Origin of the sequence: Steroidobacter agaridevorans (genome assembly GCF_009932555.1) — a bacterium.
GTDB lineage: Bacteria > Pseudomonadota > Gammaproteobacteria > Steroidobacterales > Steroidobacteraceae > Steroidobacter > Steroidobacter agaridevorans.
On record NZ_BLJO01000003.1, the window covers coordinates 502,719 to 526,398 of the forward strand.

Consider the following 23,680-nt stretch of genomic DNA (forward strand, 5'->3'; position numbering starts at 1 on the left):
GTCGCGAGAATTGCTTCCTATGTTCAGCGTCGAAGTCGACGGTCCTGTACTTTCGCCGCGCTCTCCAGTCTATGGCGCAGGGGAGGCGTTCTTCCGAGCGCGCGCCGATCGGGCGGTCGACAGACGTTATGCCTTCCACAGCATCGGAGCTGTCGTCGATGGTGAGTTCGACTACGCCGCGCGAGGCGGTCGCGTTACGGCGGGCAGAGGCGCAGTGATCTTCGGAACGGGAGCCGAGGATTTCAGGGTCTGGATCCATGGCGCCAGGAGAGTCCACCGATCCGTCATCGCCGTGGATCCCACGCTCGTTGCCGAAGTGACCGCGGACTGCGGCCTGGACGACGAACGCTTTCCTTCGGAAGTGCTGCCTCCCAGCCGCGCAACGCTGTCTATATACGGGCTGATTCGTCGAATCACCGCGAGCCCGGCGGATCAGACTGAAGCGGTCATCAGACTTCTGGCTGCGGCATTTACAACGCGTGCTGTGCGTTATCGGTCGGAAATAGACCAGGGCGCGCGACGACGTGTAAGTGAGGTCGTGCGGGATCTGCAGCTCCGCTATGCCGAAGCCCACACTCTCGAGCAGATGGCGGCGGCGGCAAACCTCAGTCGCTATCATTTCATTCGAGTGTTCCAATCTCTCACCGACGAGACGCCTCGCCAGCACCTGATAGGAATACGATTGCGCGCTGCTGCGGATCGGCTGATCGAAACGCGAGAGCCGATCACTCAGCTCGCCTTGCATGTCGGCTTCAACGATATTTCTCATTTCAACACGGCTTTCCGGCAGGCATTCGGCATGAGTCCTCGTGCCTGGCGTCGAGCCGCGGCTGTTCGCATGCGCGCGCTATAGTATCTTCGAGATATCTCATGTCGAGGCGCGCACGATGGTCCGAACAATCGCGAAAAGTATCGCTGTGATTCAACTCGCGGTCGCGAATGTTGCTTTTGCCGGCTCGACGCCTTCAGTGTTCGCCGGAACGCTGGCGGACATGACCTACGTCGAGCTCGATAAAGCCATCGATAGCGGAGCGGTCGCCTTGTGGGCCATTGGCGCGATCGAAGAGCACGGCCCGCATTTGCCGCTGGCAACGGATGTGTACATTCCGTCGGTGCAGCTGTTGCAGATCCAGAAACGTCTGGCCGACAGAAAGATCGCCAGCGTGATCGTGCCACCGTATTACTGGGGCGTGAATCGCGTGACCGGCGCGTTTCCGGGATCGATCGACATCCGCCCGGAGGTGATGACGGAGCTGATGAAAGATGTGTTTCGCAGCCTGACCGCCGCGGGCTTCAAGCAGGTCTATTGCATCACCGGTCACTACGACGCCGCACACAGCCGCGCCATCATCGAAGCAGTGCGCGCATCAAACAATGGCATGGACACCAGAGTTCACTACGTCGTACCGAAGCCGCTTGCCGATCGCGTCGGGCTCAAATCCGGCGATCCTGGATTTCTCATTGCCAATGTTTCCGCAGGCAAGCCGCCGGAGCATCCCGATCTGCACGCCGGCGAAGCCGAAACCTCGATGCTGCTCAGTGCAGCTCCCGATGTCGTGCGCAAAGAGCTGATCGAATCGCTCGAGCCGACCGATCTGACGCCGAAGGATGTCGAGACGTGGCGCCGGGGCTATGAAGATGCCAAACGCGTGACGCCGCTCGGCTATCTTGGCGACCCGGCAAGTGCCGATGCAAAAAGTGGAGCGCTTCGATTGGAGCAGCAAGCCGCAGCCTTTGCCGAGGCGATTGCGGCTTCTGTCAGTGAGCGCCGATAGGAGGACATTGCAGATACCATTTGCCGCGCTTGCTTCGCCGGTCGCACGGGCGAGGTCGCCCGCAGGTGCCCGCTCTACAGATTCGCGGGCACACGCAGCATCTCTAGCCTGTTGGAGGGCACCGTACAGAGATGGCCATGCGAGCTCAAATATTCACCAGAGCAGTGGCGATGGTGATGGCAGTCAGCCTCATATCGCTCGCGCGCTCCGCAGCTGCGGAGGAAGGCAGCGAAAGCATCCCCGATCATCCCGTGTTGTCCGATGCCTGGTACCTGAGTGCTGGCGCGCTTTGGGCCGAGTCGAACGTCACGGCAAATCTCAACAGCGGTGCGATCGGCGCCGGCGCGCTCATCGATTTCGAAGACGATATGGGCCTGGACGAGAACAGCATCATCGGGCTGTTCGACGCGCGGTGGCACTTCACCAAGCGCTGGCAGCTCGAAGTCGAATATTTCAAGCTGGACCGCGACAATGAGAAACAGGTTCAGCGCGTCGTCGACTGGGGCGATGTGAACGTGCCGATAGACGGGGTCGCCAAGGGCACCTTCAACATCGAGGACTTCAGAGTCAGCGTCGGCTACTCGTTCTTCCGCACCAAGGATAAAGAAGTCGGCGTGGGTCTCGGCGCGCACGTCGCCAAGCTGGAAGCGGGGCTGTCGACGAGAAATTTCGGATCTGATTTCGCCAGCCAGACAGCGCCGCTGCCGTTCCTGACCCTGTATGCGCGCATGGCGCTGACCGATCGCTGGCTGTTGAGCATGCGCGTGGATCGGCTCTCGCTCGACACCGGCGACATCGACGGCAAGGTGTTCAGCAGCGGCCTGGACGTGATCTATCAGCCCTGGCGGCATTTCAGCATCGGTTTGGGTTTCCGCGACATCAATTTCCAGGTTTCGTCCACGAGCGACGATTGGCGTGGCAAGGCACAGATTCAGCAGAGCGGTCCGGCTCTGTATTTTGCGACCTCGTTCTAGCTATCGGCGGTTCACGGCCTGTTGAGCTGCTGTTTGCTGCGCCAACGCGCGCAAGTACGTTCGAATGGATTCCACATCCTCATCCGTCGCGTACGGCGATGGCGGCATGCCGTTGAGCTTCAGCGCGCCATCTTTCACCACGGCTTTGAACGCAGCGGCATCGACGATCATCGGGGAATAGCGCAAGTCGGGAGCAGCGCCTCCGCCAATCGCATTCATCCCGTGACACACCAGGCAGGCATGCTGCGCGAACGCCATGCCACCTTGTTTGACGCGCTCCATGTCGAACGCGAAGTCGGGATCGGCGGGTGGAATGAGTGGCGGCATCTCGAAGGCCGGCAGTTGATCCGTGCCGCCGATCGCGAACGTGAGTACATGGCGAGGCAATCGATAGTCGGTGCGGAACGCAGCGTTGCCGGTCGCGAGGATACCGCCGCCTTGGGATCCGCTGCCGGTCAACACCGTGACGTATTGCCGCCCGCTCACCGAATAGGAAATAGGCGTCGCAACGATGGGTGAGGGCGTCTTGAACGCCCAGACTTGCCTGCCGGTCTGGGCATCGTAAGCAACCAACTGACCATCGATGCGTCCCTGGAATACCAGATCGCCAGCCGTGGCGAGCACACCGCCAGGCCAATCGCCTGGCAGCTCGATGTTCCAGGCGGCCTGCTGCGTCGACGGATTCCACGCCAGCAAAGCGCTGCGCCTGCTGCCGGGCAACTCCGGATCGGGAATCATCGTCACGCCCATCCCGGCTGTGAAGTCCATGACGCCGGGCGCGGGAGGGCCGATGAGCGCACCCATCTCGATGACGGGAATGTAAACGAAGCCGGTGCGCGGACTGAACGCTTGGGGCAACCAGCTGTGCGCGCCCTGCGGGCCGGGCCACATCTCGAACAGATCTTTATGGTCCTGATAACGAATGCGGGGATTCTCGATTGGACGGCCCGTGGTCGCGTCGATTCGTTCCGCCCAAGTCGCCTTCGCGAACTTTTCCGCCGAGATGAATTTTCCGCTGGCCGCATCCAGCACATAAAAGAAGCCGTTCTTCGGCGCCTGCATCAGCACCTTGCGTGGCTTGCCTTCGATGCTGAGCGTGGCGAGCGTCATGTCCTGCACGGCCGTGCAGTCCCATTGTTCGGCGGGGCAGACCTGGTAATGCCAGACGTAGTCGCCGGTGTCCGCTTTGACCGCGACGATGGAGGCGAGAAATAAGTTGTCGCCGCCGCCGGGGCTGCGCATCCGATGGTTGTAGGGATAGCCGTTGCCGACGCCGATGTAGAGCAGATCGAGCTCGGCGTCGTAACTGAACGCGTTCCACGCAGTGCCGCCGCCGCCTTTGCCGAACCAGTCGCCTTTCCAGGTCGGACGCATGATTTCTTCGGCTTTGTTTTCGGCGGGCTTCGAGGGATCGTCCGGGACCGTATGAAAGCGCCAGACCAGCTTACCCGTCATCGCATCGTAGGCTGTGACATAGCCGCGAATCGGACTGATGTCGGCGCCGCCGTGTCCCACGATCACTTTTCCATCGAATACCCGCGGCGGGCCATTGCTATTACGCAGCTCCGAGAGCTCGAACTGGCGCTGTTCCCAAAGTGGCTTGCCGCTGTTTGCATCCAAAGCGAGGACGCGGCCATCGGTGGTGGCGACGAAGACGCGCTGGTTCCAATAAGCGATGCCTTTGTTGCCCCAGCTCATGTGAAGTGCGGACTGCGCGATCTCGCGGACCTTTGCGTCGTACTCCCACAGCAGCTTGCCGTTGGTTGCATCGAACGCTCGGATGCGCGAGTGGCCGGTCGTGGTGAACACCTTTCCTTCGGCGGCAATCGGTGTGGATACCGTGAAACCCGGCTCCAGCTCGTAATGCCATGCGAGCCGCAACTGGTCGACGTTCTTCGCGGTAATTTCAGTCAGCGGGCTGTAGTGCTGTTCGCTGCCATCTCGGCCGAAGTTCGGCCAGTCGCCGTCGACGGTCGACGCTTGCTGAGCGTTGCCGGAACATCCGCTCAGGGCCAGGCAAAAGGCGACGGCTGCGGCGCCAGCATGAATGAATTTGTTCACGTTGCTCACACTTGCTTCCATGGCATCGGCGCCATGAGATCATCCCGCGACGCCGCGATCTTGATCTGATGCGACAGACGGCCGATGTCTGCAATTTAGATAGACAGCTTGTAAGGCGAGTGAACGGGGAGTAAAACGCGAGCGATGACCGTCGTACAACGTGCTTCGATTCGCAAGCCCACCCTGCGCGATGCGCAGAAAGCTCAGACTCGTCGGCGGATACTCGATGCCGCACGGGCGGTGTTCTTCCGGGAAGGCTATTACGGCGCTACGGTCGATCAGATCGTGGCCGAAGCAGGCGCCAGTCGGCCGACGTTCTATCTGCACTTCCGCGATAAAGAAGTCATCCTCAACGAGCTCATGGAGCACTATGTGGCGCGGGCGTTGCCGTACATGGAGCGCCTGCCTGGGCCGTATCCCAGCGTGGAGCAATTGGAAACATGGCTCCGCGAGGTTGGCGGATTCCTCGAGCAGGAGCAGGCTATCGCTTCGGTGCTGACCGAGGTGACTGCGCATCGGCGAGCCAATCGGCCGCGTTACGGGTTTGCGGCCATCGCCGCATGGATCGCTGCGCTGGCGCGGCGTGCGCCTGCCTTTGCCGCTGCTGTTAGAAAAACATCGCCGGATGTCGACGCGCGCGCCCGAGCGCAGTTGCTGGTCATTGAAATCGCCTGGGTCGGCGAAACCATTTCGATGAACAAGGAGCGGGACTTTGTCGACGTGGCGGTCAAGATGGTCGCTACTTCACTGCACGAGTTTCTCACCCATCCTCGTTTTCATGGCGGCGGATCGAAGGCCGGAAAAACGCTGCCGAAGCGGGCGACAGTCAAGCGCGTGGGGCGCACCGCTCGCAGGATGTAGCCAGCTGTCGCCTGCTGTCAGGAAACTCGCATTACACTCTGTATAGTGGGTGGTCACCGCGATAACCTGGGGCGCGAACGCCATGAAGATGACGGGGGAGGAGCGGATCCCGGCTCCGCTCGATCGGGTCTGGCAGGCGCTGAACGATCCTCAAGTCCTGGAGCAATGCATTCCGGGGTGTCAATCGCTCTCGCGCGAAGGCGACGATCGGCTGCGTGCCGTCGTCGAGGTCAAGATCGGGCCGATTGGCGCGCGCTTCAATGCAAACATCGCGCTTTCCAATATCAAACCCTCCCAAGGCTATACGCTCATCGGCGAGGGGCAGGGCGGCACGGTGGGTTCGGCCAAAGCCACCATATACGTGCGTTTGCAGAGTGAGAGCGCCGTAACGCGATTGTTCTATGACATGGACGCGCAGGTCGGAGGCCGCCTGGCGCAGCTGGGCGGGCCGATCATTGACGCCACCGCGAAGCAGTTCGCTGCCAGGTTCTTCAGCAAGTTCGGTGAGATCGTCGGCGGTGTGCCTGCATCCTCACCAAGTGCGGCCAGCCGCGAGATCTCACAAGCGGTGGTTACAACCGAATCCGCACCGAGTTCGCGAGCCAAAGAATCGCTTCCGTACGCATGGATACTCGCCGTCGTCGTCGCCGCGCTGACAGGCTTCCTGGTCGGGCGAGGGGATGGCGGCACGGGTTCGGATTGGGCGGGGCTCGGCATTGGTTTGCTCGTCATTCTCGTCGGTGTCGCCGGCGTTGAATATGGCAGAAGAATCGCCGCGGCCCAGATCGTCGTGGATGCTGCGGCTTTAGCGCGCTTGCTCCGTGGAGAGCGCCAATGAAGCCGGCGCCCTTCGATTACTACGCACCCAAGAGCGTCGAGGAGGCGTGTGCCTTGCTCGCTGAAGCGGGTGGCGGCGCCACTGTGCTTGCCGGTGGCCAGACGCTCTTGCCTTTGCTGGCGCTACGCATGAGCCAGCCATTCGTAGTGATCGATATCAATCGAATCGAGTCGTTGAAGTTTGTCTCTCGAGCGGACGGCGGCACGCGCATCGGGCCTGTGGTGCGCCAGAGCGAGATCATCTCCAATGACATTCTGAAGCAGGCATTGCCTGTCCTCGTCACCGCCGCACAGCATGTGGGACATCATCAAACGCGTAACCGCGGAACCATCGGCGGATCGATCGCGCTTGGCGAGCCTGCGGCGGAGCTTCCGGCCACTGCTGTTGCACTCGGTGCGTCCATCGAAGTGCGGTCCGTTCGAAGCGTGAAAAAAATCCGCGCCGAGGAAATGTATCTCGGGCCCTATGCGACAGCGCTCAGTTCGGACGAGCTCATTACATCGATCGATTTTCCGGAGTGGCCCGTCAATACAATGCCGTTGTTTCGGGAGATCGCACGGCGTCCAGGGGACTTCGCCTTGGCTGGCCTGGTAGGCGCGGTGGTGATCGAGAGTGGACGGATCGCACGCGCGGGCATCGCGTGGTTTGGCATGGGCCCCACGCCCATCAAGGCCCGGCAAGCCGAGGCGGCGTTGGTGGGGCAGAGCATTGGGAGTCTCGATGCGCAGCGGCTCGCCGAGCTAGCGATTGCCGATGCCGACCCATTCGACGATCGGCATGCAACGGCTGAGTACCGTCGCACGGTCGCGCGGCGAATTTTCGTGCGCACTCTGAGCGAAGCGCTGAAGCAGCGGCAGGCAGCATGAGCGAACACAAGATCGAGCTGTCGATTAACGGGCGAAGGCAACGAGCGACCGTGGAAGGCAGGATGCTGCTGTCCGATTTTCTGCGGGTCGATGCCGGATACACCGGGGTGCATGTCGGTTGCGAGCATGGCGTGTGTGGCGCCTGCACGGTGATTGTCGATGGCCTCGCGGTTCGTTCCTGTTTGATGCTGGCGGTGCAGGCCGATCGCTGTAAGGTGACCACGGTCGAGGGGCTCGCGGCAGACGAAAACTCACTGCATCCAATCCAGCAGGCGATGCGCGATGAGCACGCCCTCCAATGCGGATTTTGCACTCCAGGCGTGGTGATGACTCTCGCCGCGCTAACGGGGGGCGCAGAGAAACCGGACGCAGAGACCTTGCTTGCTTCAATGTCTGGTCACGTCTGCCGCTGCACGGGCTACCAAGGAATTCGCCGCGCCATTCTCAAGCTTGCCGGCGAGAGCGAGGCGAAGCAGCCGTGACTTTGCATGTGGATGGAGCGGTGATCGGCAGACGCCTGCCGCGCAAGGAAGATGCACGTCTGCTGACCGGTCGGGGCACCTTCGTGGACGACGTGGTGTTCCCTGGAATGTTGCACGTCGCCTTTGTTCGAAGCCCCATCGCGCGTGGACGCATACGCTCGCTTGATATCTCGACTGCGCGCGATCTCCCAGGCGTGCTCGCTGTGTTGACGGCTACGGAGATCGATCGCTTCAATGCCAAGCTGTTGACCTTCTTTTTCACGCCGCCCGCGGAGTTCCCATTTCCGTTGCTGGCTCGTGATCGCGTGGCGCACGTAGGCGAACCGATTGCGATGGTCGTTGCCCAGGATCGATACATCGCCGAAGACGCGGCCAGTCTCGTCACCGTGGAATATGAAGAGGAGACGCCGGTCGTCACCATCGCCGAAGCCATGCGGGCGCCGCCGATCCATACCGGCGCCGATTCCAACGTCGGAGCGGTGATTGGCGTCGAGCAGGATGAGGATCTCGAAGCGGCTATGGCCAGCGCGCCTTACTTGCTGACGCGGACCGTCCGTCATCAAAGAATTGCCCAATCACCGATGGAAACGCGCGGCGTCGTCGCCAGCAAACAAGGCGATGAGCTGCTGGTGCATATCAGTTGCCAGAGCCCGCATCTGGTGGCGCGCTATCTTTCTCATGCGCTCGATCAGCCGCACTTGAGCATTCGTGTCATCGCCAAGGACGTGGGTGGCGGGTTCGGCTTCAAGAATCACCCGTGGCGGGAGGAGATGTCCGTCATCGTGGGATGCATGCTGCTGGGCCGCCCCTTGAAGTGGATCGAGGATCGCTGGGAGAACCTGGTCGCGGCCTGCCAGGCGCGCGAACAGGAGATGACGGTACGCATCGGACTCGACAGGGACGGCAAGTTGCTGGCTTCGCACTCCGATTACAGCCTCAACAGCGGCGCGTTTCCGCAAGTGCCCGACGCCAATGTCGCCGTCCATATGTTTATGTGGGCGGCTTACAAAATGCCACAGTGCGGCTTTTATTCCCGAGCGTGGTATTCCAATACGGCTGGCTTGGGCGCGTATCGCGGACCCTGGGGAATGGAATCGTTGGCGCGAGAGACGTTGTTGGATGTTGCCGCCAGGGAACTTGGGATCGATCCCGTCGAGATTCGTCGGCGCAATCTGATCACGAAGGCGGATCAACCGTGCACCACGCCTTTGGGAATTCCGTTGGAAGACATCACGCCGGCGGAGTGCTTGGAGAAGCTGCTCGAGAAATTCGATGTCACCGCGTTTCGCGCCGAACAAGCGGCCGCCCGACAAGAGGGCCGATACTTGGGCCTAGGTATTGCGGCGTACATCGAGCCTACCGGCGCGGCGGGGAGCATGGCGCCCATGACAGGCGAGTTCGTCCAGCTTCGCATCGAGCCGACGGGAACGGTCACAGCGCTGATGAGTACGCACTCGCAGGGGCACGGCACGCAGAGCACGATGGCGCAGGTGATCGCAGATCAGCTGGGCGTTGCCTACGAAGATGTTCAGGTGTTTGAAGGGGACAGCTCGCGCGGCGGCTTCGGGCCGGGCGCGGCGGGTAGCCGGCAAGGTGTGATTGGTGGCGGCGCTTGTCGAAGGGCAGCAGCGCTCTTGAAAGAGAAAGTCGTGCGCGTCGCGGCTCATATCTTCAATGTTTCCGCTGAGAGTATCGCGATCGACAACGGCATCGTGCACATTGCTGGCGCGGAGAAGCAGGCGCGGAGTCTGCGCCAGATCGCCGAGATTGCCTACGGCGAGCCGTCTCGTTTGCCACCGGGTATGGAGTCGGGATTGGAAGCGCAATATCGCTACGATCCTCCGCCCGTGACTTACACCAGCGCGGCTCATGCGTGCGTCGTTGAAGTCGATGTGGACACGGGCTTCGTGAAGATCCGGCGTTGGCTGTCTTGCGAGGACTGCGGAACCATCATCAATCCCGCCGTGGTCGAGGGGCAGATCGCCGGCGGCCTCGCGCAGGCCATCGGTGCAGTGCTGCTGGAAGAAACCGGTTATGACGACCGAGGGAATCCGCTCGCCGTCACTTATAAGGATTATTTGCTGCCGTCGATCGCGGACGTGCCCGACTTCGAATACTTGCATGCGTGCACGCCGTCGCAATCCGAAGGCGGTTTTCGCGGTGTGGGCGAGGGCGGCGCGATCATCGGACCACCGACGCTCGTGAATGCCATTGCCGATGCACTCGCGCCTTTCGGAGAAGTGCCACTGGATCTGCCGCTGACACCGCCAAAACTGCTGGCTGTGATCGAAGGTCGGCCGCTTGCAAAGCCTGCGGAAAAGCCCGCCACGCAGCCAATGCCCGAACCGATTGCGTCACCGGCGGAGGAGGTCACGCCTCATCGTGAAGCAGGAGTGCTGGTCGATGGTTCCTGGAAGATGGTGCTCGCCACCCCGATGGGGCCGCAGCCGATGACCGGGCATTTCGAAACACAGGGCGGTGTGCTCAAAGGCACGCTCGCGAGCGATCAGGGTTCCCAGGATTTCGAAGGCACCGTGACCGGCAACCTGCTCAAATGGGAGATGAAGGTCACCAAGCCCATGCCGCTCACGCTCAAGTACGAGTTGCTCATCGACGGCGACACGCTGTTCGGCAAAGCCAAGCTCGGCATCTTCGGCACTGCCAAGGTGACCGGACAGCGCGCCTCGACGACGACCGGGTAACGCCGCAAGAGCGGCGCACCCGGTCGTCTCGATTCATTTCTGATCGAATAGCGGTTGGGCGATCTCCGAGAACGTTGCTGCCGGAAACTTCTCGACCTCACGGTCGTAGGTCAGCAGTCCATTGAGCTCGCTCTCGACATCGGTGGTCTGGGTGTAAACCGCCGCGCTGACGCCGGCCTCTTTCGCCTGACGAATGATTTCCTCGAACTTGCGCTTGTAGCGGGCGAGATAGTCTTCGGGTGTCTGCGCCACCTGATAGATCTTCAGGTCGCGGTCCGGGAACCAGAGATGGCCCTTGACCGCCAATCCGACACCGCCATATTCGCCGACCACCAGTGCGCGAGGACCGTGTGCGACGGGAGTGTTCGGCACTTCCTCGTAGGTATGGATATCGAAGATGTCGGAGCTGGCATCGCCGACATCCATCCAGCCACTGGCTGCGTTGACCAGGCGGCTCGGATCCATGTTCTTGGCAAGCGTCGCCATCGTGCGCGCGCCGTACTGGCCCCAGCCTTCATTGTTGGTCACCCACATCACGATCGACGGAAACGCGCGCAACGCGCCGATCATTCGCGCCAGCTCGCTTTGATGCTCGGCCATCGCGGTGGAGGAGAACGTCGCCTCCCGATCGCTCTGCCGGCGCACGGACTGATCGGCCATCGAGCCCGAGGGCATGTCTTGCCAGATCAGCATGCCGAGCCGATCCGCGTCGTAGTAATAACGCGCGGGCTCGACCTTGATGTGCTTGCGGAGCATGTTGAACCCGGCCTTCTGCAGGAAGACCATGTCGCTGCGCGCCGCTTCCTCGGAGGGAGGCGTCAGCAGACCGTCCGGCCACCAGCCTTGATCGAGGGTGCCGTTCTGGAAGAGCGGCTTGTTATTGAGCAGCAGCACGGGGCGCCCCTGCGCGTTGGGTCCGACCGAAATCTTGCGCATTCCAAAGTAGCTTTTGACTTTGTCGCCGCCCTCGGACTGCACCTTCGCGGCAGCGTAGGCGTTTTGTTCTTGGGTGGTGTGAGGCGCAATGCGTGCGTCGCGTCCGCTCGAGACGCCAAGATCCGCGATCTTCACGAGCTCTGCGGTGAGGTCGTACAGAAATGGATCGCTCGGCGACCACAACCGCGCATCCGGAATAGCGAGCGTCGTGCTGCGATTGCCGCGCATGAGAGTAGAGGCGACGACCTTGCCGTTCGCCGAGGCGGTGAGTCGAACTGCATCGGTGCCGCTGCTGGCGGCGTTGAGCGCTACTTCCACCGAGACCACACCGCGATCGATGTCAGGTGTTGCACGCACATCTTTGATGTAGAGCTCGGGAACGGCCTCGAGCCACACCGTCTGCCAGATGCCCGTAACGGCGGTGTACCAGATGCCTTGTGGATCCAATGTTTGTTTGCCGCGCGGCTGGTCGCCCGTGGACGTAGGATCGGACACATGCACGACGAGCTCGTTGGCGCCCGACTTCAGAAACTCTGTGATGTCGTAGCTGAACGGGTCGGATCCGCCACGATGCGCGCCGACGGGGGCGCCGTTGATAAAGACCTGCGATTCGTAGTCGACGGCGCCGAAGTGCAGGATCGTGCGCTTGCCTTTCCACGTCGCCGGCACGGTGAAGCTGCGTCGATACCAGAGACGCTCGTTCGGCAGCACCTTGCGCGCCACACCGGAGAGTTTCGATTCGACCGCGAACGGGACCAGAATCTTGCCGTCCATTTTCTTCGGCTGAGCCGCGGCCGCTTTGGTAATCGCGTAATCCCACGAGCCATTGAGATTGAGCCAGTCGGGACGTTCGAGTTGCGGGCGAGGGTAGCTTCGCCAGGCATTCTCGGGCGTCACCGCCTTGCCCCATTTCGTCACGATCGGGCCAACGTAGCTGGCGCCGGGCGCAGTCGTGGGCGTTGCAGTCTGTGCGGTCATCGGGCCGGACAAACTTGCGATGCCGATCAGGATTCCCGCCGCAAGCTTCGTCATCATTCTCATCGTCTGTGTTTCCTCATTGCGCGCGGTTAGCGCTTCATTGCCCACGGGCGTTCCGGGGTTTCGCCGCCGCCCCAGTTGTGGCGCGGTTTGCCTTTCAAATACGGGTCGTAAGCGTGCACCCATTTATCGACCTGGCTCCGCTCGGCCCAGGCGTCCCATTGCGCGGCCATCTGTCGAACGCGCTCGGGCTGGGTGGCCGCAAGATTGTGGAGCTCGACCCGGTCGACGGACATGTCGAACAATTCCCAGGGCTGCTCGAACCGGGCGACGAGCTTCCACTTGCCGTCGCGCACTGCGCGGTTGCCTTCGTGCTCCCAGAAGATCGGCTCGGCACGGCTGAGCGATTCGCCGCGAAACGATGGCGTCAGGCTGCGGCCTTGCATCGGGACGATTGCGTGACCGTTGAATGTTTTGGGATAGGTGGCGCCGCTCAACTCGACGAGCGTCGGCATCACATCGATCAGATGGCTCGGCTCTGTCACCAATTTTCCGCGCAGCTCGGCGGCGATGCCCTTGGGCCAATGGGCGATGAAGGGCGTCGCGATGCCGCCTTCCTCGGTGTAATGCTTGAAATATTGGAACGGCGTGTTCTGCAGCGTCGCCCAGTTCATGCCGGCCCAGACGATCGAGCGAGCGCCGCCGGGATCGTCGCCGCGCAGGCGTCCGTCAGGTCCGCTTTCGCCATTGCCGCCGTTGTCGGCGAGAAAAAGGATGAGCGTGTTGTCGAGCTCGTTGGCTTGTTTCAGTCGCTCGACCAGCGTGCCGACCGCGCGATCCATCCGGCTGATGGTCGCTGCATAGACCGCCATGATCGTGTCGAACCGGTCCTTGTCCTCGGCCGAAAGCTTGTCCCAGTCGTACGTGTTGCTCAGGCGCTCAGGCAATTCGGTGTCCGGCGCGACGATGCCCAGACGTTTCTGCCGCTCGAAACGTTCGCGACGCAAGACCTCCCAGCCGCGCAGATACTTGCCTTTGAACTTTGCTACTTCATCGGGTGGCGCCATCAGCGGGAAATGCGACGCGACGAAGGGCAGATAGAGAAAGAAAGGTTTGCGCTGGCGCCTGGCGTCGTCGATGAACCTGGCCTGCCAGTCGACGAACAAGTCGGAGGAGTACCAATAGCCGGCGCCTACTTCCGGTGAGTTCGGCGCAACCTCGCGGCCGTCGATATACAGGCGCTTCGCGTTGGGCTGAGGTTGGTCAGGGTAGTAGATCTCGCCGGCGGGCGAAGTGAGTGAGTGCTCGAAACCGCGCTGCCAGGGCGCGACGCCGCGGCTCATGCCGATATGCCACTTGCCGGACATGGCCGTGTAATAACCGGCCGATTTCAAGACCTCCGCGAGCGTAACGACGCGATCGGAGAGTTTGCCGTGCAGCCCCTTCGAGCCCTCGATGGCGATCGCCTCGAGATGACCCACACCGGCCTGATGCGGATAGGCGCCGGTCAGCAGCGACGCGCGCGACGGGCTGCAGCGCGCGCTGTTGTAAAACTGGGTAAAGCGTAGTCCGCCCTTCGCGAGCGCATCCAGATTGGGGGTGGCGACTTCGCTGCCGAAGCTGCCAATGTCCGAAAAACCCACGTCATCGAGCAGGATGACAACCACATTGGGACGCGCCGGCTGCGCCTTTGCGGATGTTTCCACGCTGCCAGCGCTGAGCGGCGCAAGCAGGGCGAGCAGCACAGCGGCGGCGGCCATGGGGCGCAAAGGGATGCGGGCAATACGGCGCGTCGTGTTCAGAACGATCCCCTCGAAATGCGCGGCGGCCGCTCGGATGGTGGCCTGGTCCTATTTATCGTATTTAATCGCGGACGGGAAGTAAACCGCGGGCTGCCCGAGTGAGTGCGTCACCCCAGGCCGCGTGTATCTGCCCTCGAGGCGCGCTGACGATCGATCGTGTGGTCCATCGCGTCTTGTGAGCCGGAGTCCAGCAAGTCCAGCTGCTTTTGCAACGACCCCTTCCGATCGGGCGGAGCGATAGTGAGCAAATCTTCGAGCGCTGCGCGCATGCGGCGCTCGATCTGTGGCGAGCCGGCGCCAGCCAGGCGGATTTCATCGAACGCGAGATGGACGTAGTCATCCCACGTCATGACTCGCGTAATCAAGCGTTCGACGCCGTGGTCATCGCGATGCCGGCCGTCCGGAAAGGGGCGAGGCGCCATCTGACGCAAGCAGTCGTGTAACCGGTCGATTGCCTGTACTGCGGTCGTAGGATCCAGAAAAGGCGATTCCGCCAGGGAGCGCTCGGCGATGTCGACCAGCATCCGCAAGCCATAGGCCAGGTCCTGATCGAGGGTGCGTTCCAGTCCACTATCGACGCAGTCCAGGGCGGCTTTCGAATCCAGCCGTTCCCGCGCCCCCTCCACCTCGAAGAGCGCCGCGCCAGCGGGCACGAACTCACCGAGAGCAGGCAGCAAATTGAGCGTGCAATCGGCCTCTTCTGCGATTCGCACGAGCGCTCGGTAGTCGACTCTGGTGACGACACCGGAGTGAGGTGCGCAGATCGTTGGACGTTCGAAGCGGCGGGGCGCGCCAGCATCTGGATATAGGGTGTCGAGCAGGTTGCGGGTATCGGTGCCCACGAGTTCGATGAGGGCCGACACCCTCAGCTTGCGACCGATATGATTCACATACCAGACCAGCACCATGATGCTGACGACGACCAGGATGAATGCAACGAGCACCGCGAGCCCGGGCACGGTGCCGCCGCCGTCGGTTTGCACTTCGCGAAGTGTCAGCATCGCGTGCGCGAACGTACCCACGAACACGCCGATGGCGAGCTGGCTGGGTTTGTCTTGCAAGATGCGCTGGACGATGCGTGGCGAGAATTGACCCATCGCGAGCTGCACGACGACCATCGTGATCGTCAGCACCAGGGCCGCAAGACTGACCATCGACGCCGCTACGGTCCCGAGAATCTCCAACGCAGCGTCCGGACCGCCGCTGATCCACTCGGGAACCAGCTCATAGTCGAAGGCCTTGTCGATCGCGATCGTGCCGACAGACAAACCCAGGCCGGCGATCACGCACATCAATGGAATGAACCACAGGCCCGTTGACAGGCGAAAGGAGGGTCGAGCGCGGCGCACAGACGATGCCATATTGAAAGGACGCTACGGCCCTAAGTCCCGGACTGAGTCTTTGGGTCCCGATCAGCGCACGATGTTGTGTGCACGTTTTCACCACCGCGGCGTCCGCGAACGGGCGTTGCCCGAAGCCATGGAGACGTAATCCGGAAAATTTGTCAGGAACAATCATGAAAATAATGATGCGCGCGTAGCGCCTGTCCGCTGAAGTCAGCTGGGACCTCGTACGGCGAAGTCAGGCAACGGAGGCTATGTATGTTTCAGGAGCAACGGGGAACTGCAAACTGCAGGTCAGCAATCGCGGCATTGTTGTGTGCTGGATTGCTTGGGGCATTCGATGCCGGCGCCGCAACCGCGCCGATCAAGCTGGCCCTGTTCGATTTCGAGCTCGAGGATTTCAGCGCCGACGTGTCCTCCACCGACTCGTCCGACGCCACGCAACTGTCGAACGTCACGGCGCAGGTTCGACAGCTTTTTGCGCGTTCCGGACGCTACACGCTGGTCGATGTCGCCAATGTGGAAGCGCCCGCTGTTAAAGGTCACACACTGCGCGACTGCAACGGCTGCGACGCCGAGATCGCTTTGAAGCTCGGAGCGGAGCAGTCCTTGGTGGGTGTCGTGAGCCGAATAAGCCGCACCGAATACGTAGTAAAGTTTCAGGTCCGCGATGCCCGGACAGGCGCTGTCGTCGCAGCTGCGGACAGCGGCCTGCGGATGGGCGCCGATTACTCCTGGAGCCGAGGTGCGACTCGGTTGATCGAGGATCGGTTGCTGCAGAGCCGGCTCGAACGATAGCCGGGCTTTGTCGCCGGCCTCGCGGGGCGTACCATTTCGTCACACAGAGCTCATCCGAAGCAAGCGGGAGAGAGCGATGGCGGACCCAATCTCATGGCACCTGTCCGGTGACTATTTCGAGAATTGCAGTTGCAGCGTCGTGTGTCCGTGTTTGGTCTCGGCAGCAGCGCCGTTGACCTCGCGACCGACCGAGGGCTTTTGCAACGTGCCGCTGGTCTTCCATATCGACAGCGGCCGCTATGGCGACGTCGTCCTCGATGGACTCAATGTTTTCGTGATTCTCCAGGCGCCCGGCGTCATGGCAGACGGCGATTGGTCGGCGGCCACCTACATCGACGAGCGCGCCGACGATGAGCAGACCGAGGCGCTGACGGCGATATTCACCGGCGCTGCCGGCGGCCCCATGGCGGCGTTCACTCCGCTGATCAGCAAGAACCTGGGCGTGAGCAAAGTCCCCATCGCATTCCGCATCGATGGCAAGACGCGCTCGGCGGAAATCCCGGGCATTCTGCGCATGTCCGTCGAACCGTTGCCGACCATGCACCCGAGCGGGGAAATGTGGGCGAATCTCGGCCATCCGGTCAGCGCCGACAAGATGGCGCTGGCGGTCGGCGCCGCTGGCAACACGTTCAGCGATCGTGGCATGCGTTGGGATAATTCGGGAAGAAACGGTCTGTACGCGTCGATCCGCTGGTCGAACGTTTCCTGAATGCAGCTCGCGCTGGAAACAGTGCTGCGTCGGGATCGTCTCATCGTTGCGAGCGCCCTCGCCGTGATCGCCGCGCTCGCGTGGGCCTATCTTCTCTGGCTCGCCGCCGACATGGACATGAACGGCATGGACATGAGCGAGTTCCGCATGGTCCCCGCCGGCATCGGGATGATGGCCCCGGCTGCTGCGCCGTGGAGCGCTGTCGAGTTCGCCTTCGTGTTTGTCATGTGGGCGGCGATGATGATCGGCATGATGGCGCCGTCGGCGGCTCCGATGATCCTCATGTATGCGCGTGTGGTTCGGCAGAGAAAGGACACAAGCCAGCCATTCGCCGCGACCGGCTGGTTCGCCGCCGGTTATCTGTTGGCCTGGGCGGGCTTTTCTCTCGCGGCAACGGTTATTCAATGGTTGTTGGAGCGGCAGGCGCTGCTCGATGCCCGCATGACGAGCGCGAACATCTGGCTGGGCGCCGCCGTGCTGATTGCGGCAGGCGTTTATCAATGGACGCCGATCAAGAACGCGTGTCTCGCTCAGTGCCAGACGCCGCTGGGGTTCCTGATGAGCCATGGCGGATTCCGCAGCGATGTACGCGGTTGCGTTCACCTGGGGTTTCTGCACGGGATCTATTGCGTCGGCTGCTGCTGGGTGCTCATGGCGCTGTTGTTCGTGGTGGGCGTGATGAACGTGCTCTGGATCGCGATCCTGGCGCTGCTCGTTCTGTTGGAGAAGGTTGCGCCGTGGGGAAAGTGGATCGCGCGCGCCGCCGGCGTCGTGTGTATCGCGACGGGCGCCTGGATGGTGCTGGCCTCATATAGCGAAGAGCCGCTCATTTCGCTCGTTTCGCTGACTTCTGCAGCTTGAGAACGGTGCACTGCTGAGGCAGTCTTCGATCCCGCAGACCAAACACACGGAATGGGGATCAGCATGAAGATCGGCGGGCTTCGGCATCTATACATAATCTTTGCGTTGGCTCTCACAGGCTGCGCGGCGGCGCCAACCGGGCCGACATTCGGCGAAATGGTTCTGCCATCGCCGCCTCAGGACAAGGCCATGATGGTGGTCTATCGCGAGTACGCCGAACCGACCAAGCTGGCCGCGAAAATCGATGTCGATGGCACGCAGATCTTCGCAGTCCCGCAGCAGGGCTTTGCGCATGCGGTCGTCGATCCCGGCAAACACAAGCTCGCAATTCGTTGGCCGGCGGCGAGCGGTACGCCGGGCTGGCAAGGCGATGCCGAGTGGCAGCCGGGGCAGACCTACTACTACCAGCTTCGCGGCACGTCAGGCCACGGCTGGTATTTTCAATCCAGTCTCGACGCTGCCGAAGAAGGGCTGGCTCACGCAACGCTGAAGAGCTGTTGCCGGTTGATCACGGAAATGAAATCCAACGCGACGCTGGCGACCGCCCAGCCGCTGGAGCCGGCCGCACGGCGCACGATCGATCTCGCCAACATCACGCCGGAGATGCTCGACAGTGAGGTCATCGCCGCGATCGGATCGCCCGATCATGTGTCTTCCAAATCCACCGGCAAGAAAGGCATTCCATTTTATTTTGGCAGCGACACCCGCCGCGTGTCCTGGTCCTACTCCGGCGTCGGCTATGTCGTGTTTTCGCGCAACGAATACAACGGCGAGTTGCGGGTTTTCGAGACCAAAGAGGACGCCAGCGCGCCTTGAGTGCAACGCTCAGCGCTGACGATTCACCTGTGCCGGCGTGATCGCGCCCGCCTGGTTGCCGAAGTTCGCGCGAACGTAACTTGCGAGGTTCGCGATGTCTTCATCCGACAAGCGTTTGCCAAAGGGCTTCATGCGAGTGCGTTCGGAAACGAACGGCGGCGGAGGGAGGCGGGGGCCGTAGAGGATCACGTTGATCAAGGACGAAGGATCGGCAGCCTGCACGATGCTGTTGCCGGCAAGCGTGACGCCGAGGCCCTTGTCGCCCAGCCCCGTCGGCAAGTGGCAACTGCCACAGTGCACGGTATAGGAGATCTTGCCTGACGCGAGCTGTTCCGATGTTGGCGTTCTACCGCTAGGGGGCGCGGCAGCGGGAATTCCGCGCAGATACGTTGCAATGGCTCGCACATCCGCGGCCGCGAAATGCTGTGTGGAGTTCAGAACGACTTCGATCATCGGGCCGTGCACGATCGCGCGCTCCGATTCTCCTTTTTGCAGGTACGAGGCGATGTCCGCGTCGGTCCAGTGTCCCAAGCCGGTCGCGTGAGGCGTCAGGTTCACGGCGGACCATTCTCGATACTTGCCGGGTTTGACCTCGTCGAACATCACGCCACCGGTCAAGGCCAGATCGTTGCGCTCGGCGCCAAGGAAGTTGCGCGGGGAGTGACAAGCGCCGCAATGCGCGACCGTTTGCGTCAAATAGGCGCCGCGATTCCAGTCGGCGGATTGTTTCGGATCCGGAGCAAAGGGGGTGGGCTCGTGGAACAACTTGTTCCAGGCGCGCAGGGCAAAGCGAATGTTATAGGGGAAGCTCAGATCGTTTGCTTTCGCCGCCGACTTCACCGGTGCAACGGTCTGCATGTACAGGAACAGCGACGCGATGTCCGAGTCGGTCATCTTCGCGAAAGACGGGTAGGGGAAGGCGGGATATAGCTGGGCCCCGTCCGGGCGCACGCCGTGTTTCATCGCTCGATGGAAATCGTCGAACGACCAGGCGCCAATGCCCGTCTCGACATCGGAGGTGATGTTTGTCGAATACAGCTCGCCGAACTCCGTGTGAAACTTCACGCCACCGGCATAAGGGGCGCCATTCCTGGCCGTGTGGCAAGAGGCACAGTTGCCCACGGTGGCAAGATAGCGACCTTGGTCCACGGATCCTTGGAGCGCGGCGAGTTCCTTCGGCTGCACTTGCGGCTGCGGCCAGAATAGATACGCCGCGAACCCCACGGCAACGGCGCCAATCAATGCGGCGGCTTTCAGGCCCATCCTGCGAATGGTCATTCTTCGAGAGCTCTCAGTTCGAACGACGCTTGGCTCGCGGCGCGCTGCGCGCTGGCGTCGATGCTGATGTTTTCTTTATGGGCGCGGTGGAGCCCGCCGTGAATTCCTTGACCAGTTCCTCGCTGAAGCGGATGCCCGCCAACTGCAGCCAATCTCGAGTCCGCAGCACCAGGTAACGTCTCGAATCCTGATCGTCCGTGGCGAGCCAGGCAATGATGTTTCCCGTGAGCTGCGAGAGAAAGGCTCTTACGGCCGCATCGTGTTCGATCGCCACTTTCGGCATCACCGCCGAAATGGCGTCGAGGAGAATCTTGCCGCGCTTGTGCTCCAGGTCGGTGAGCTCGGGGTCTTGCAGATTGGCGTTGTAGCGCGCGAAGAACTTCGCACTGCTTTCGCGGGAGTGCAGGTGGGTTCCGATGAACGCCGCGATGTGCAGCAGGCCATCGCCACCCTTCGGTTTCGGTACCTGGGCGATGGCCGCGGCGAAGTGCTGAACCACCTGCGTCAACAGCGTGAGCTTGAGCGCGCTCGTGCTCCTGAATCTCAGAATGATAGTGGCGCGCGAAATCCCGGCCTCGGCTGCCACTTCGGCAATCGAGAAAGCATCCGGCCCGCGCCGGTCGAGCACTCGATGCGCCGCCTGCAGGATCTCTTCGTCGGAAGCAATGATGGGTCGAGCCATGGTCGAAATTCCGGGTTTGCCGCTGCATTGACATGCTAACACCCCTGTTATTAACATGCACGTCAGAAATGGATGGAGCACTCGATGACCCGAACTTCGTCAGTTGTGACGTTTGCGCTGTTGCTGTCGGCAGGGGCTGCCGGGGCGGCGTCGCCCGAGTTCGTGCAGAACGGTAGGGCGGGGTTCGTCGTGACGGGCATTCGTTATGCGCTCGGGGACGATGCCGCACAGACAGGGGCGTGTCCCCGAGGCATGTCGCTCAACGTCGCCGAGATCTACGCGGCCACGCCGGAAGGGAAGCGGCGCAAAGGTGAGCCCGACGACGCTTACAGCAAGCGAGTGGAAGCCGGCGGGCGAGCGATCTCGGCAGCATCCAACGGTCGGAATGTATGCGCCAATCCCGAGGCGGCGCCGCCCGATCCGCATTATCGATCGCTCGAATCCGCCAAGGTTGTGGCCGACGGCATCGATCTCGATGCGGTCGATTCGAATGCGCAGCAGCCCGCTGCGGGCGGCATGTGTCCGCACCAGGATTTCGTGGGAAGGAACGGTCAGCGCGGCGTCGACAATCAATTCTTTCGGGTCGTCGGATGCAATCGATCGTTTCAATCCACCGGCCAATCGAACGGCTTCGGCATCGGCATGCTGACCGGCTCGTGGGGCATCCTGATCACGCTCGATGGCGTCGACGACATTCGCAACGATGACGATGTCGAGGTCGGCTTCGTCTCGAACGCCGATCCTATTCAGCTGAGTCCGACACGCGAGCCGCTCGCCTATGCCACGTATGCCATGCATCAGGATCCGCGCTATCGATCCAGCATGCGTGGCCGCATCAAGGACGGCGTGTTGACCACCGATCCCGTCGACGTGCGCTTTTACACGGAAGTAAACAGTCTCTTCAACGATCGGCCACTGAAGCGCGCGCGGCTGCATATGACGCTCTCGGAAACGGGTGTCATCGAGGGCTTTCTGGCGGGCTATACGCCGGTGGAGTCGGTGTACGACATGCAGTTCGGCTTTCGCAATGCCCGCAATGCCGCGGGGGAGCCGGGCCCGCAGATGTTACGGCTGCATACGGCGAACGGCGCAGCGCGTGTGCTGGGCTATACCTGCCAGGGCGCCTATCAATCTCTTTATCAGCACGCGGATGCCGATCCCGATCCGCAAACCGGTCGTTGCTCATCCCTCTCCACTCAATATCACATCAAGGCGGTCCCGGCGTTCGTGGTGGATGTGAAAACGCAGAGCGCCAACGACAAGTTGATTCAGGCGAGCGGCAATGCAAAGTAGATACGTCCTCACAGGCGCCCTTGCGGTGCTGCTCACCGCGCTCGCCGGTTGTGGCAACGGTACGGGAGAGCCGGATGCTGTCGGCGGTCCGGCCGTCATGCGGCGACTGACGGAGTCTCAGTATCGCGCGACCGTCGCTGACATCTTCGGGCCGGAGATACCGGTGGCGGCTCGCTTCGAACGCGCATTGCGCGAAGATGGCTTGATCTCGATCGGCACGGGCAGGGCAGGCATGTCGCCCTTCAGCATCGAGCAATACGACGGAGCCGCCTTGACCGTTGCCGCTGCGGTGGTTGGCGAAGAGCACCGAGCCAAGCTGGTTCCTTGCCAACCGAAATCCGGTGCGAGTCAGTTCGATGGTGAGTGCGCCAAGCGCTTTGTTGAACACTACGGCATGCCGCTGTTCCGACGTCCGTTGCGTGATGAGGAAGTAACGCGTTTCGTCGAGGCAGCGCGCGCGGGGCAGGATCGGCTGGGCGATTTCTACGCCGGGCTGCAGTTCGCGCTGGCCGCGATGATGGTGTCGCCGGAATTCCTGCTGCGTATCGAAAGGCCGCAGCCCGAGGAAAAGCAACGAGAGGTCGTGCAATTGGATGCATGGTCCAAGGCCACTCGGTTGAGCTACTTTCTGACGAACTCCACGCCCGACGAAGAGTTGCTGCGCGCCGCCGGCGCTGGGGAACTGGAGAGCGGGCGCGGCTTGCAGCGACAAGTGGATCGCCTGGTCGCATCGCCGCCATTCGAAGCGGCCGTGCGAGCGTTCTTCCAGGACATGCTCCAGTTCGACAAGTTCGGCGACCTGGCGAAAGATCCTCTCGTGTATCCCGCGTTCAACTCGACGGTCGCGGCCGATGCTCAGGAACAGACGTTGCGAACGATCACGCATCTGTTGATCGACGAGAAGGGCGATTACCGCGACCTGTTCACGACCCGCAACACTTTTCTCACGCGTGCCTTAGGTGTCGTCTATCGCGTTCCAGTCGCTACGCGCAATGGCTGGGAGCCGACTGTGTTCGAGCCGGGCAAACACCGCGACGGCATCCAGTCGCAAGTGGCGTTTCTGGCGGTGAATTCCCACCCTGGCCGGTCATCGGCGACCTTGCGAGGCAAAGCGCTGCGTGAAGTGTTTCTTTGTCAGGAAGTGCCGGATCCGCCCGCAAACGTGGACTTCGCGGTGGTTCAGGACCCGTCGAACGTTGCAATGCCGACGGCGAGGGAGCGATTGATTGCCCATCGAACCGAGCCGGCCTGCGCAGGTTGTCACGCGATCACCGATCCGGTCGGGCTGACGCTGGAGAACTTCGACGGACTGGGCACGTATCGTTCGGTCGAGAACGGCGCGAGCATCGATGCAAGCGGCGATCTGGACGGGATCGCTTTCAACTCCGCTGACGGACTCGCGCAGGCATTGCACGATCATCCGGAGACGCCGCGCTGCCTGGTCGAAAAGATGTATCGATTCGCGGTGGGACGCGATACCGAAATGGAAGAGCGTCCGTACATGGATTATCTGAACCGGGAATTCAAAGCCAGCGGTTATCGCGTGCCGGAGCTCATGCGGACCATTGCATTGAGCGAGAACTTCTCTGCGATCTCGACGGTCCGCGACGCCGAAGTCGAATGAC

Annotated in this window: 20 protein-coding genes; 14 read left to right on the plus strand and 6 right to left on the minus strand. The window is 61.9% G+C overall.

What is annotated here, in order from left to right; genetic code table 11:
• Nucleotides 1-19 precede the first annotated feature (19 nt).
• The 3 genes from GYH35_RS13050 to GYH35_RS13060 all read left to right on the plus strand — a co-directional run bounded on the left by GYH35_RS13050 (nucleotide 20) and on the right by GYH35_RS13060 (nucleotide 2,749).
• Entirely contained in the window at nucleotides 20-853 is an 834-nt protein-coding gene (locus GYH35_RS13050) for a helix-turn-helix transcriptional regulator (protein ID WP_161828624.1), read from the plus strand.
• 34 nt (nucleotides 854-887) lie between these two features.
• Nucleotides 888-1,775, plus strand: coding sequence for a creatininase family protein (locus tag GYH35_RS13055; RefSeq protein WP_161828625.1), 888 nt, complete (start codon nucleotides 888-890; stop codon nucleotides 1,773-1,775).
• A 137-nt stretch (nucleotides 1,776-1,912) separates the two neighbouring features.
• Nucleotides 1,913-2,749, plus strand: a complete 837-nt coding sequence (locus tag GYH35_RS13060; RefSeq protein ID WP_161828626.1) for a hypothetical protein — start codon at nucleotides 1,913-1,915, stop codon at nucleotides 2,747-2,749.
• On the opposite strand, the gene GYH35_RS13065 is transcribed toward GYH35_RS13060, so the two are convergent.
• Entirely contained in the window at nucleotides 2,750-4,819 is a 2,070-nt protein-coding gene (locus GYH35_RS13065) for a PQQ-dependent dehydrogenase, methanol/ethanol family (RefSeq protein WP_202624286.1), read from the minus strand. It lies immediately after the preceding gene.
• Between the two features lie 135 nt (nucleotides 4,820-4,954).
• On the opposite strand from GYH35_RS13065, the gene GYH35_RS13070 reads away from it, so the two are divergent.
• The 5 genes from GYH35_RS13070 to GYH35_RS13090 all read left to right on the plus strand — a co-directional run bounded on the left by GYH35_RS13070 (nucleotide 4,955) and on the right by GYH35_RS13090 (nucleotide 10,559).
• Nucleotides 4,955-5,671, plus strand: a complete 717-nt coding sequence (locus GYH35_RS13070; protein WP_161828628.1) for a TetR/AcrR family transcriptional regulator — start codon at nucleotides 4,955-4,957, stop codon at nucleotides 5,669-5,671.
• Between the two features lie 82 nt (nucleotides 5,672-5,753).
• On the plus strand, nucleotides 5,754-6,509 hold the full coding sequence (locus GYH35_RS13075) for a CoxG family protein (RefSeq protein WP_161828629.1): 756 nt from the start codon (nucleotides 5,754-5,756) through the stop codon (nucleotides 6,507-6,509).
• Entirely contained in the window at nucleotides 6,506-7,375 is an 870-nt protein-coding gene (locus tag GYH35_RS13080; RefSeq protein ID WP_161828630.1) for an FAD binding domain-containing protein, read from the plus strand. Before GYH35_RS13075 ends, GYH35_RS13080 begins: the two co-directional genes overlap by 4 nt.
• Complete coding sequence (locus tag GYH35_RS13085) at nucleotides 7,372-7,857, plus strand: (2Fe-2S)-binding protein (RefSeq protein WP_161828631.1); 486 nt, start codon at nucleotides 7,372-7,374, stop codon at nucleotides 7,855-7,857. Before GYH35_RS13080 ends, GYH35_RS13085 begins: the two co-directional genes overlap by 4 nt.
• Before the next feature lie 20 nt (nucleotides 7,858-7,877).
• Nucleotides 7,878-10,559: a xanthine dehydrogenase family protein molybdopterin-binding subunit gene (locus GYH35_RS13090; protein ID WP_202624287.1), complete on the plus strand. Its 2,682-nt coding sequence runs from the start codon at nucleotides 7,878-7,880 to the stop codon at nucleotides 10,557-10,559.
• Between the two features lie 33 nt (nucleotides 10,560-10,592).
• Here the strand turns inward: GYH35_RS13090 and GYH35_RS13095 are convergent, their stop codons facing one another.
• The 3 genes from GYH35_RS13095 to GYH35_RS13105 all read right to left on the minus strand — a co-directional run bounded on the left by GYH35_RS13095 (nucleotide 10,593) and on the right by GYH35_RS13105 (nucleotide 15,624).
• Nucleotides 10,593-12,536, minus strand: a complete 1,944-nt coding sequence (locus GYH35_RS13095) for a glycoside hydrolase family 2 protein (protein WP_202624289.1) — start codon at nucleotides 12,534-12,536, stop codon at nucleotides 10,593-10,595.
• A 26-nt stretch (nucleotides 12,537-12,562) separates the two neighbouring features.
• Complete coding sequence (locus GYH35_RS13100) at nucleotides 12,563-14,233, minus strand: arylsulfatase (protein ID WP_161812268.1); 1,671 nt, start codon at nucleotides 14,231-14,233, stop codon at nucleotides 12,563-12,565.
• A 149-nt stretch (nucleotides 14,234-14,382) separates the two neighbouring features.
• Nucleotides 14,383-15,624 carry a DUF2254 domain-containing protein gene (locus GYH35_RS13105; protein ID WP_161828633.1) on the minus strand — a complete coding sequence of 414 codons (1,242 nt, stop codon included), beginning with the start codon at nucleotides 15,622-15,624 and terminating at the stop codon, nucleotides 14,383-14,385.
• A 252-nt stretch (nucleotides 15,625-15,876) separates the two neighbouring features.
• Between GYH35_RS13105 and GYH35_RS13110 the strand changes: the two genes are divergently transcribed.
• The 4 genes from GYH35_RS13110 (at nucleotide 15,877) to GYH35_RS13125 (ending at nucleotide 18,802) form a co-directional block, all read left to right on the plus strand.
• On the plus strand, nucleotides 15,877-16,416 hold the full coding sequence (locus tag GYH35_RS13110) for a DUF3280 domain-containing protein (protein WP_161828634.1): 540 nt from the start codon (nucleotides 15,877-15,879) through the stop codon (nucleotides 16,414-16,416).
• Between the two features lie 76 nt (nucleotides 16,417-16,492).
• Complete coding sequence (locus GYH35_RS13115; RefSeq protein WP_161812271.1) at nucleotides 16,493-17,125, plus strand: DUF1326 domain-containing protein; 633 nt, start codon at nucleotides 16,493-16,495, stop codon at nucleotides 17,123-17,125.
• The gene (locus GYH35_RS13120; RefSeq protein ID WP_161828635.1) at nucleotides 17,126-17,986 is read left to right on the plus strand and encodes a DUF2182 domain-containing protein; all 861 of its coding nucleotides are present in this window, start codon (nucleotides 17,126-17,128) and stop codon (nucleotides 17,984-17,986) included.
• Nucleotides 17,987-18,175: 189 nt separating this feature from the next.
• Entirely contained in the window at nucleotides 18,176-18,802 is a 627-nt protein-coding gene (locus GYH35_RS13125; protein ID WP_161828636.1) for a hypothetical protein, read from the plus strand.
• A 9-nt stretch (nucleotides 18,803-18,811) separates the two neighbouring features.
• Here the strand turns inward: GYH35_RS13125 and GYH35_RS13130 are convergent, their stop codons facing one another.
• Both GYH35_RS13130 and GYH35_RS13135 read right to left on the minus strand, forming a co-directional pair.
• Nucleotides 18,812-20,080: a c-type cytochrome gene (locus GYH35_RS13130; protein ID WP_161828637.1), complete on the minus strand. Its 1,269-nt coding sequence runs from the start codon at nucleotides 20,078-20,080 to the stop codon at nucleotides 18,812-18,814.
• Between the two features lie 13 nt (nucleotides 20,081-20,093).
• On the minus strand, nucleotides 20,094-20,762 hold the full coding sequence (locus GYH35_RS13135) for a TetR/AcrR family transcriptional regulator (protein WP_161828638.1): 669 nt from the start codon (nucleotides 20,760-20,762) through the stop codon (nucleotides 20,094-20,096).
• Between the two features lie 84 nt (nucleotides 20,763-20,846).
• Between GYH35_RS13135 and GYH35_RS13140 the strand changes: the two genes are divergently transcribed.
• The gene (locus GYH35_RS13140) at nucleotides 20,847-22,055 is read left to right on the plus strand and encodes a hypothetical protein (protein ID WP_161828639.1); all 1,209 of its coding nucleotides are present in this window, start codon (nucleotides 20,847-20,849) and stop codon (nucleotides 22,053-22,055) included.
• Complete coding sequence (locus GYH35_RS13145) at nucleotides 22,045-23,679, plus strand: DUF1592 domain-containing protein (RefSeq protein ID WP_161828640.1); 1,635 nt, start codon at nucleotides 22,045-22,047, stop codon at nucleotides 23,677-23,679. Before GYH35_RS13140 ends, GYH35_RS13145 begins: the two co-directional genes overlap by 11 nt.
• The last annotated feature ends 1 nt before the right edge of the window (nucleotide 23,680 follow it).

Bases quoted from the DNA above. Each gene is read 5' to 3' on its own strand.
- GYH35_RS13050 (WP_161828624.1), top strand. From the start codon at position 20: ATGTTCAGCGTCGAAGTCGACGGTCCTGTACTTTCGCCGCGCTCTCCA.
- GYH35_RS13055 (WP_161828625.1), top strand. From the start codon at position 888: ATGGTCCGAACAATCGCGAAAAGTATCGCTGTGATTCAACTCGCGGTC.
- GYH35_RS13060 (WP_161828626.1), top strand. From the start codon at position 1,913: ATGCGAGCTCAAATATTCACCAGAGCAGTGGCGATGGTGATGGCAGTC.
- GYH35_RS13070 (WP_161828628.1), top strand. From the start codon at position 4,955: ATGACCGTCGTACAACGTGCTTCGATTCGCAAGCCCACCCTGCGCGAT.
- GYH35_RS13075 (WP_161828629.1), top strand. From the start codon at position 5,754: ATGAAGATGACGGGGGAGGAGCGGATCCCGGCTCCGCTCGATCGGGTC.
- GYH35_RS13080 (WP_161828630.1), top strand. From the start codon at position 6,506: ATGAAGCCGGCGCCCTTCGATTACTACGCACCCAAGAGCGTCGAGGAG.
- GYH35_RS13085 (WP_161828631.1), top strand. From the start codon at position 7,372: ATGAGCGAACACAAGATCGAGCTGTCGATTAACGGGCGAAGGCAACGA.
- GYH35_RS13095 (WP_202624289.1), bottom strand. From the start codon at position 12,536: ATGAGAATGATGACGAAGCTTGCGGCGGGAATCCTGATCGGCATCGCA.
- GYH35_RS13100 (WP_161812268.1), bottom strand. From the start codon at position 14,233: ATGGCCGCCGCCGCTGTGCTGCTCGCCCTGCTTGCGCCGCTCAGCGCT.
- GYH35_RS13110 (WP_161828634.1), top strand. From the start codon at position 15,877: ATGTTTCAGGAGCAACGGGGAACTGCAAACTGCAGGTCAGCAATCGCG.
- GYH35_RS13115 (WP_161812271.1), top strand. From the start codon at position 16,493: ATGGCGGACCCAATCTCATGGCACCTGTCCGGTGACTATTTCGAGAAT.
- GYH35_RS13120 (WP_161828635.1), top strand. From the start codon at position 17,126: ATGCAGCTCGCGCTGGAAACAGTGCTGCGTCGGGATCGTCTCATCGTT.
- GYH35_RS13125 (WP_161828636.1), top strand. From the start codon at position 18,176: ATGATGGTGGTCTATCGCGAGTACGCCGAACCGACCAAGCTGGCCGCG.
- GYH35_RS13130 (WP_161828637.1), bottom strand. From the start codon at position 20,080: ATGACCATTCGCAGGATGGGCCTGAAAGCCGCCGCATTGATTGGCGCC.
- GYH35_RS13135 (WP_161828638.1), bottom strand. From the start codon at position 20,762: ATGGCTCGACCCATCATTGCTTCCGACGAAGAGATCCTGCAGGCGGCG.
- GYH35_RS13140 (WP_161828639.1), top strand. From the start codon at position 20,847: ATGACCCGAACTTCGTCAGTTGTGACGTTTGCGCTGTTGCTGTCGGCA.
- GYH35_RS13145 (WP_161828640.1), top strand. From the start codon at position 22,045: ATGCAAAGTAGATACGTCCTCACAGGCGCCCTTGCGGTGCTGCTCACC.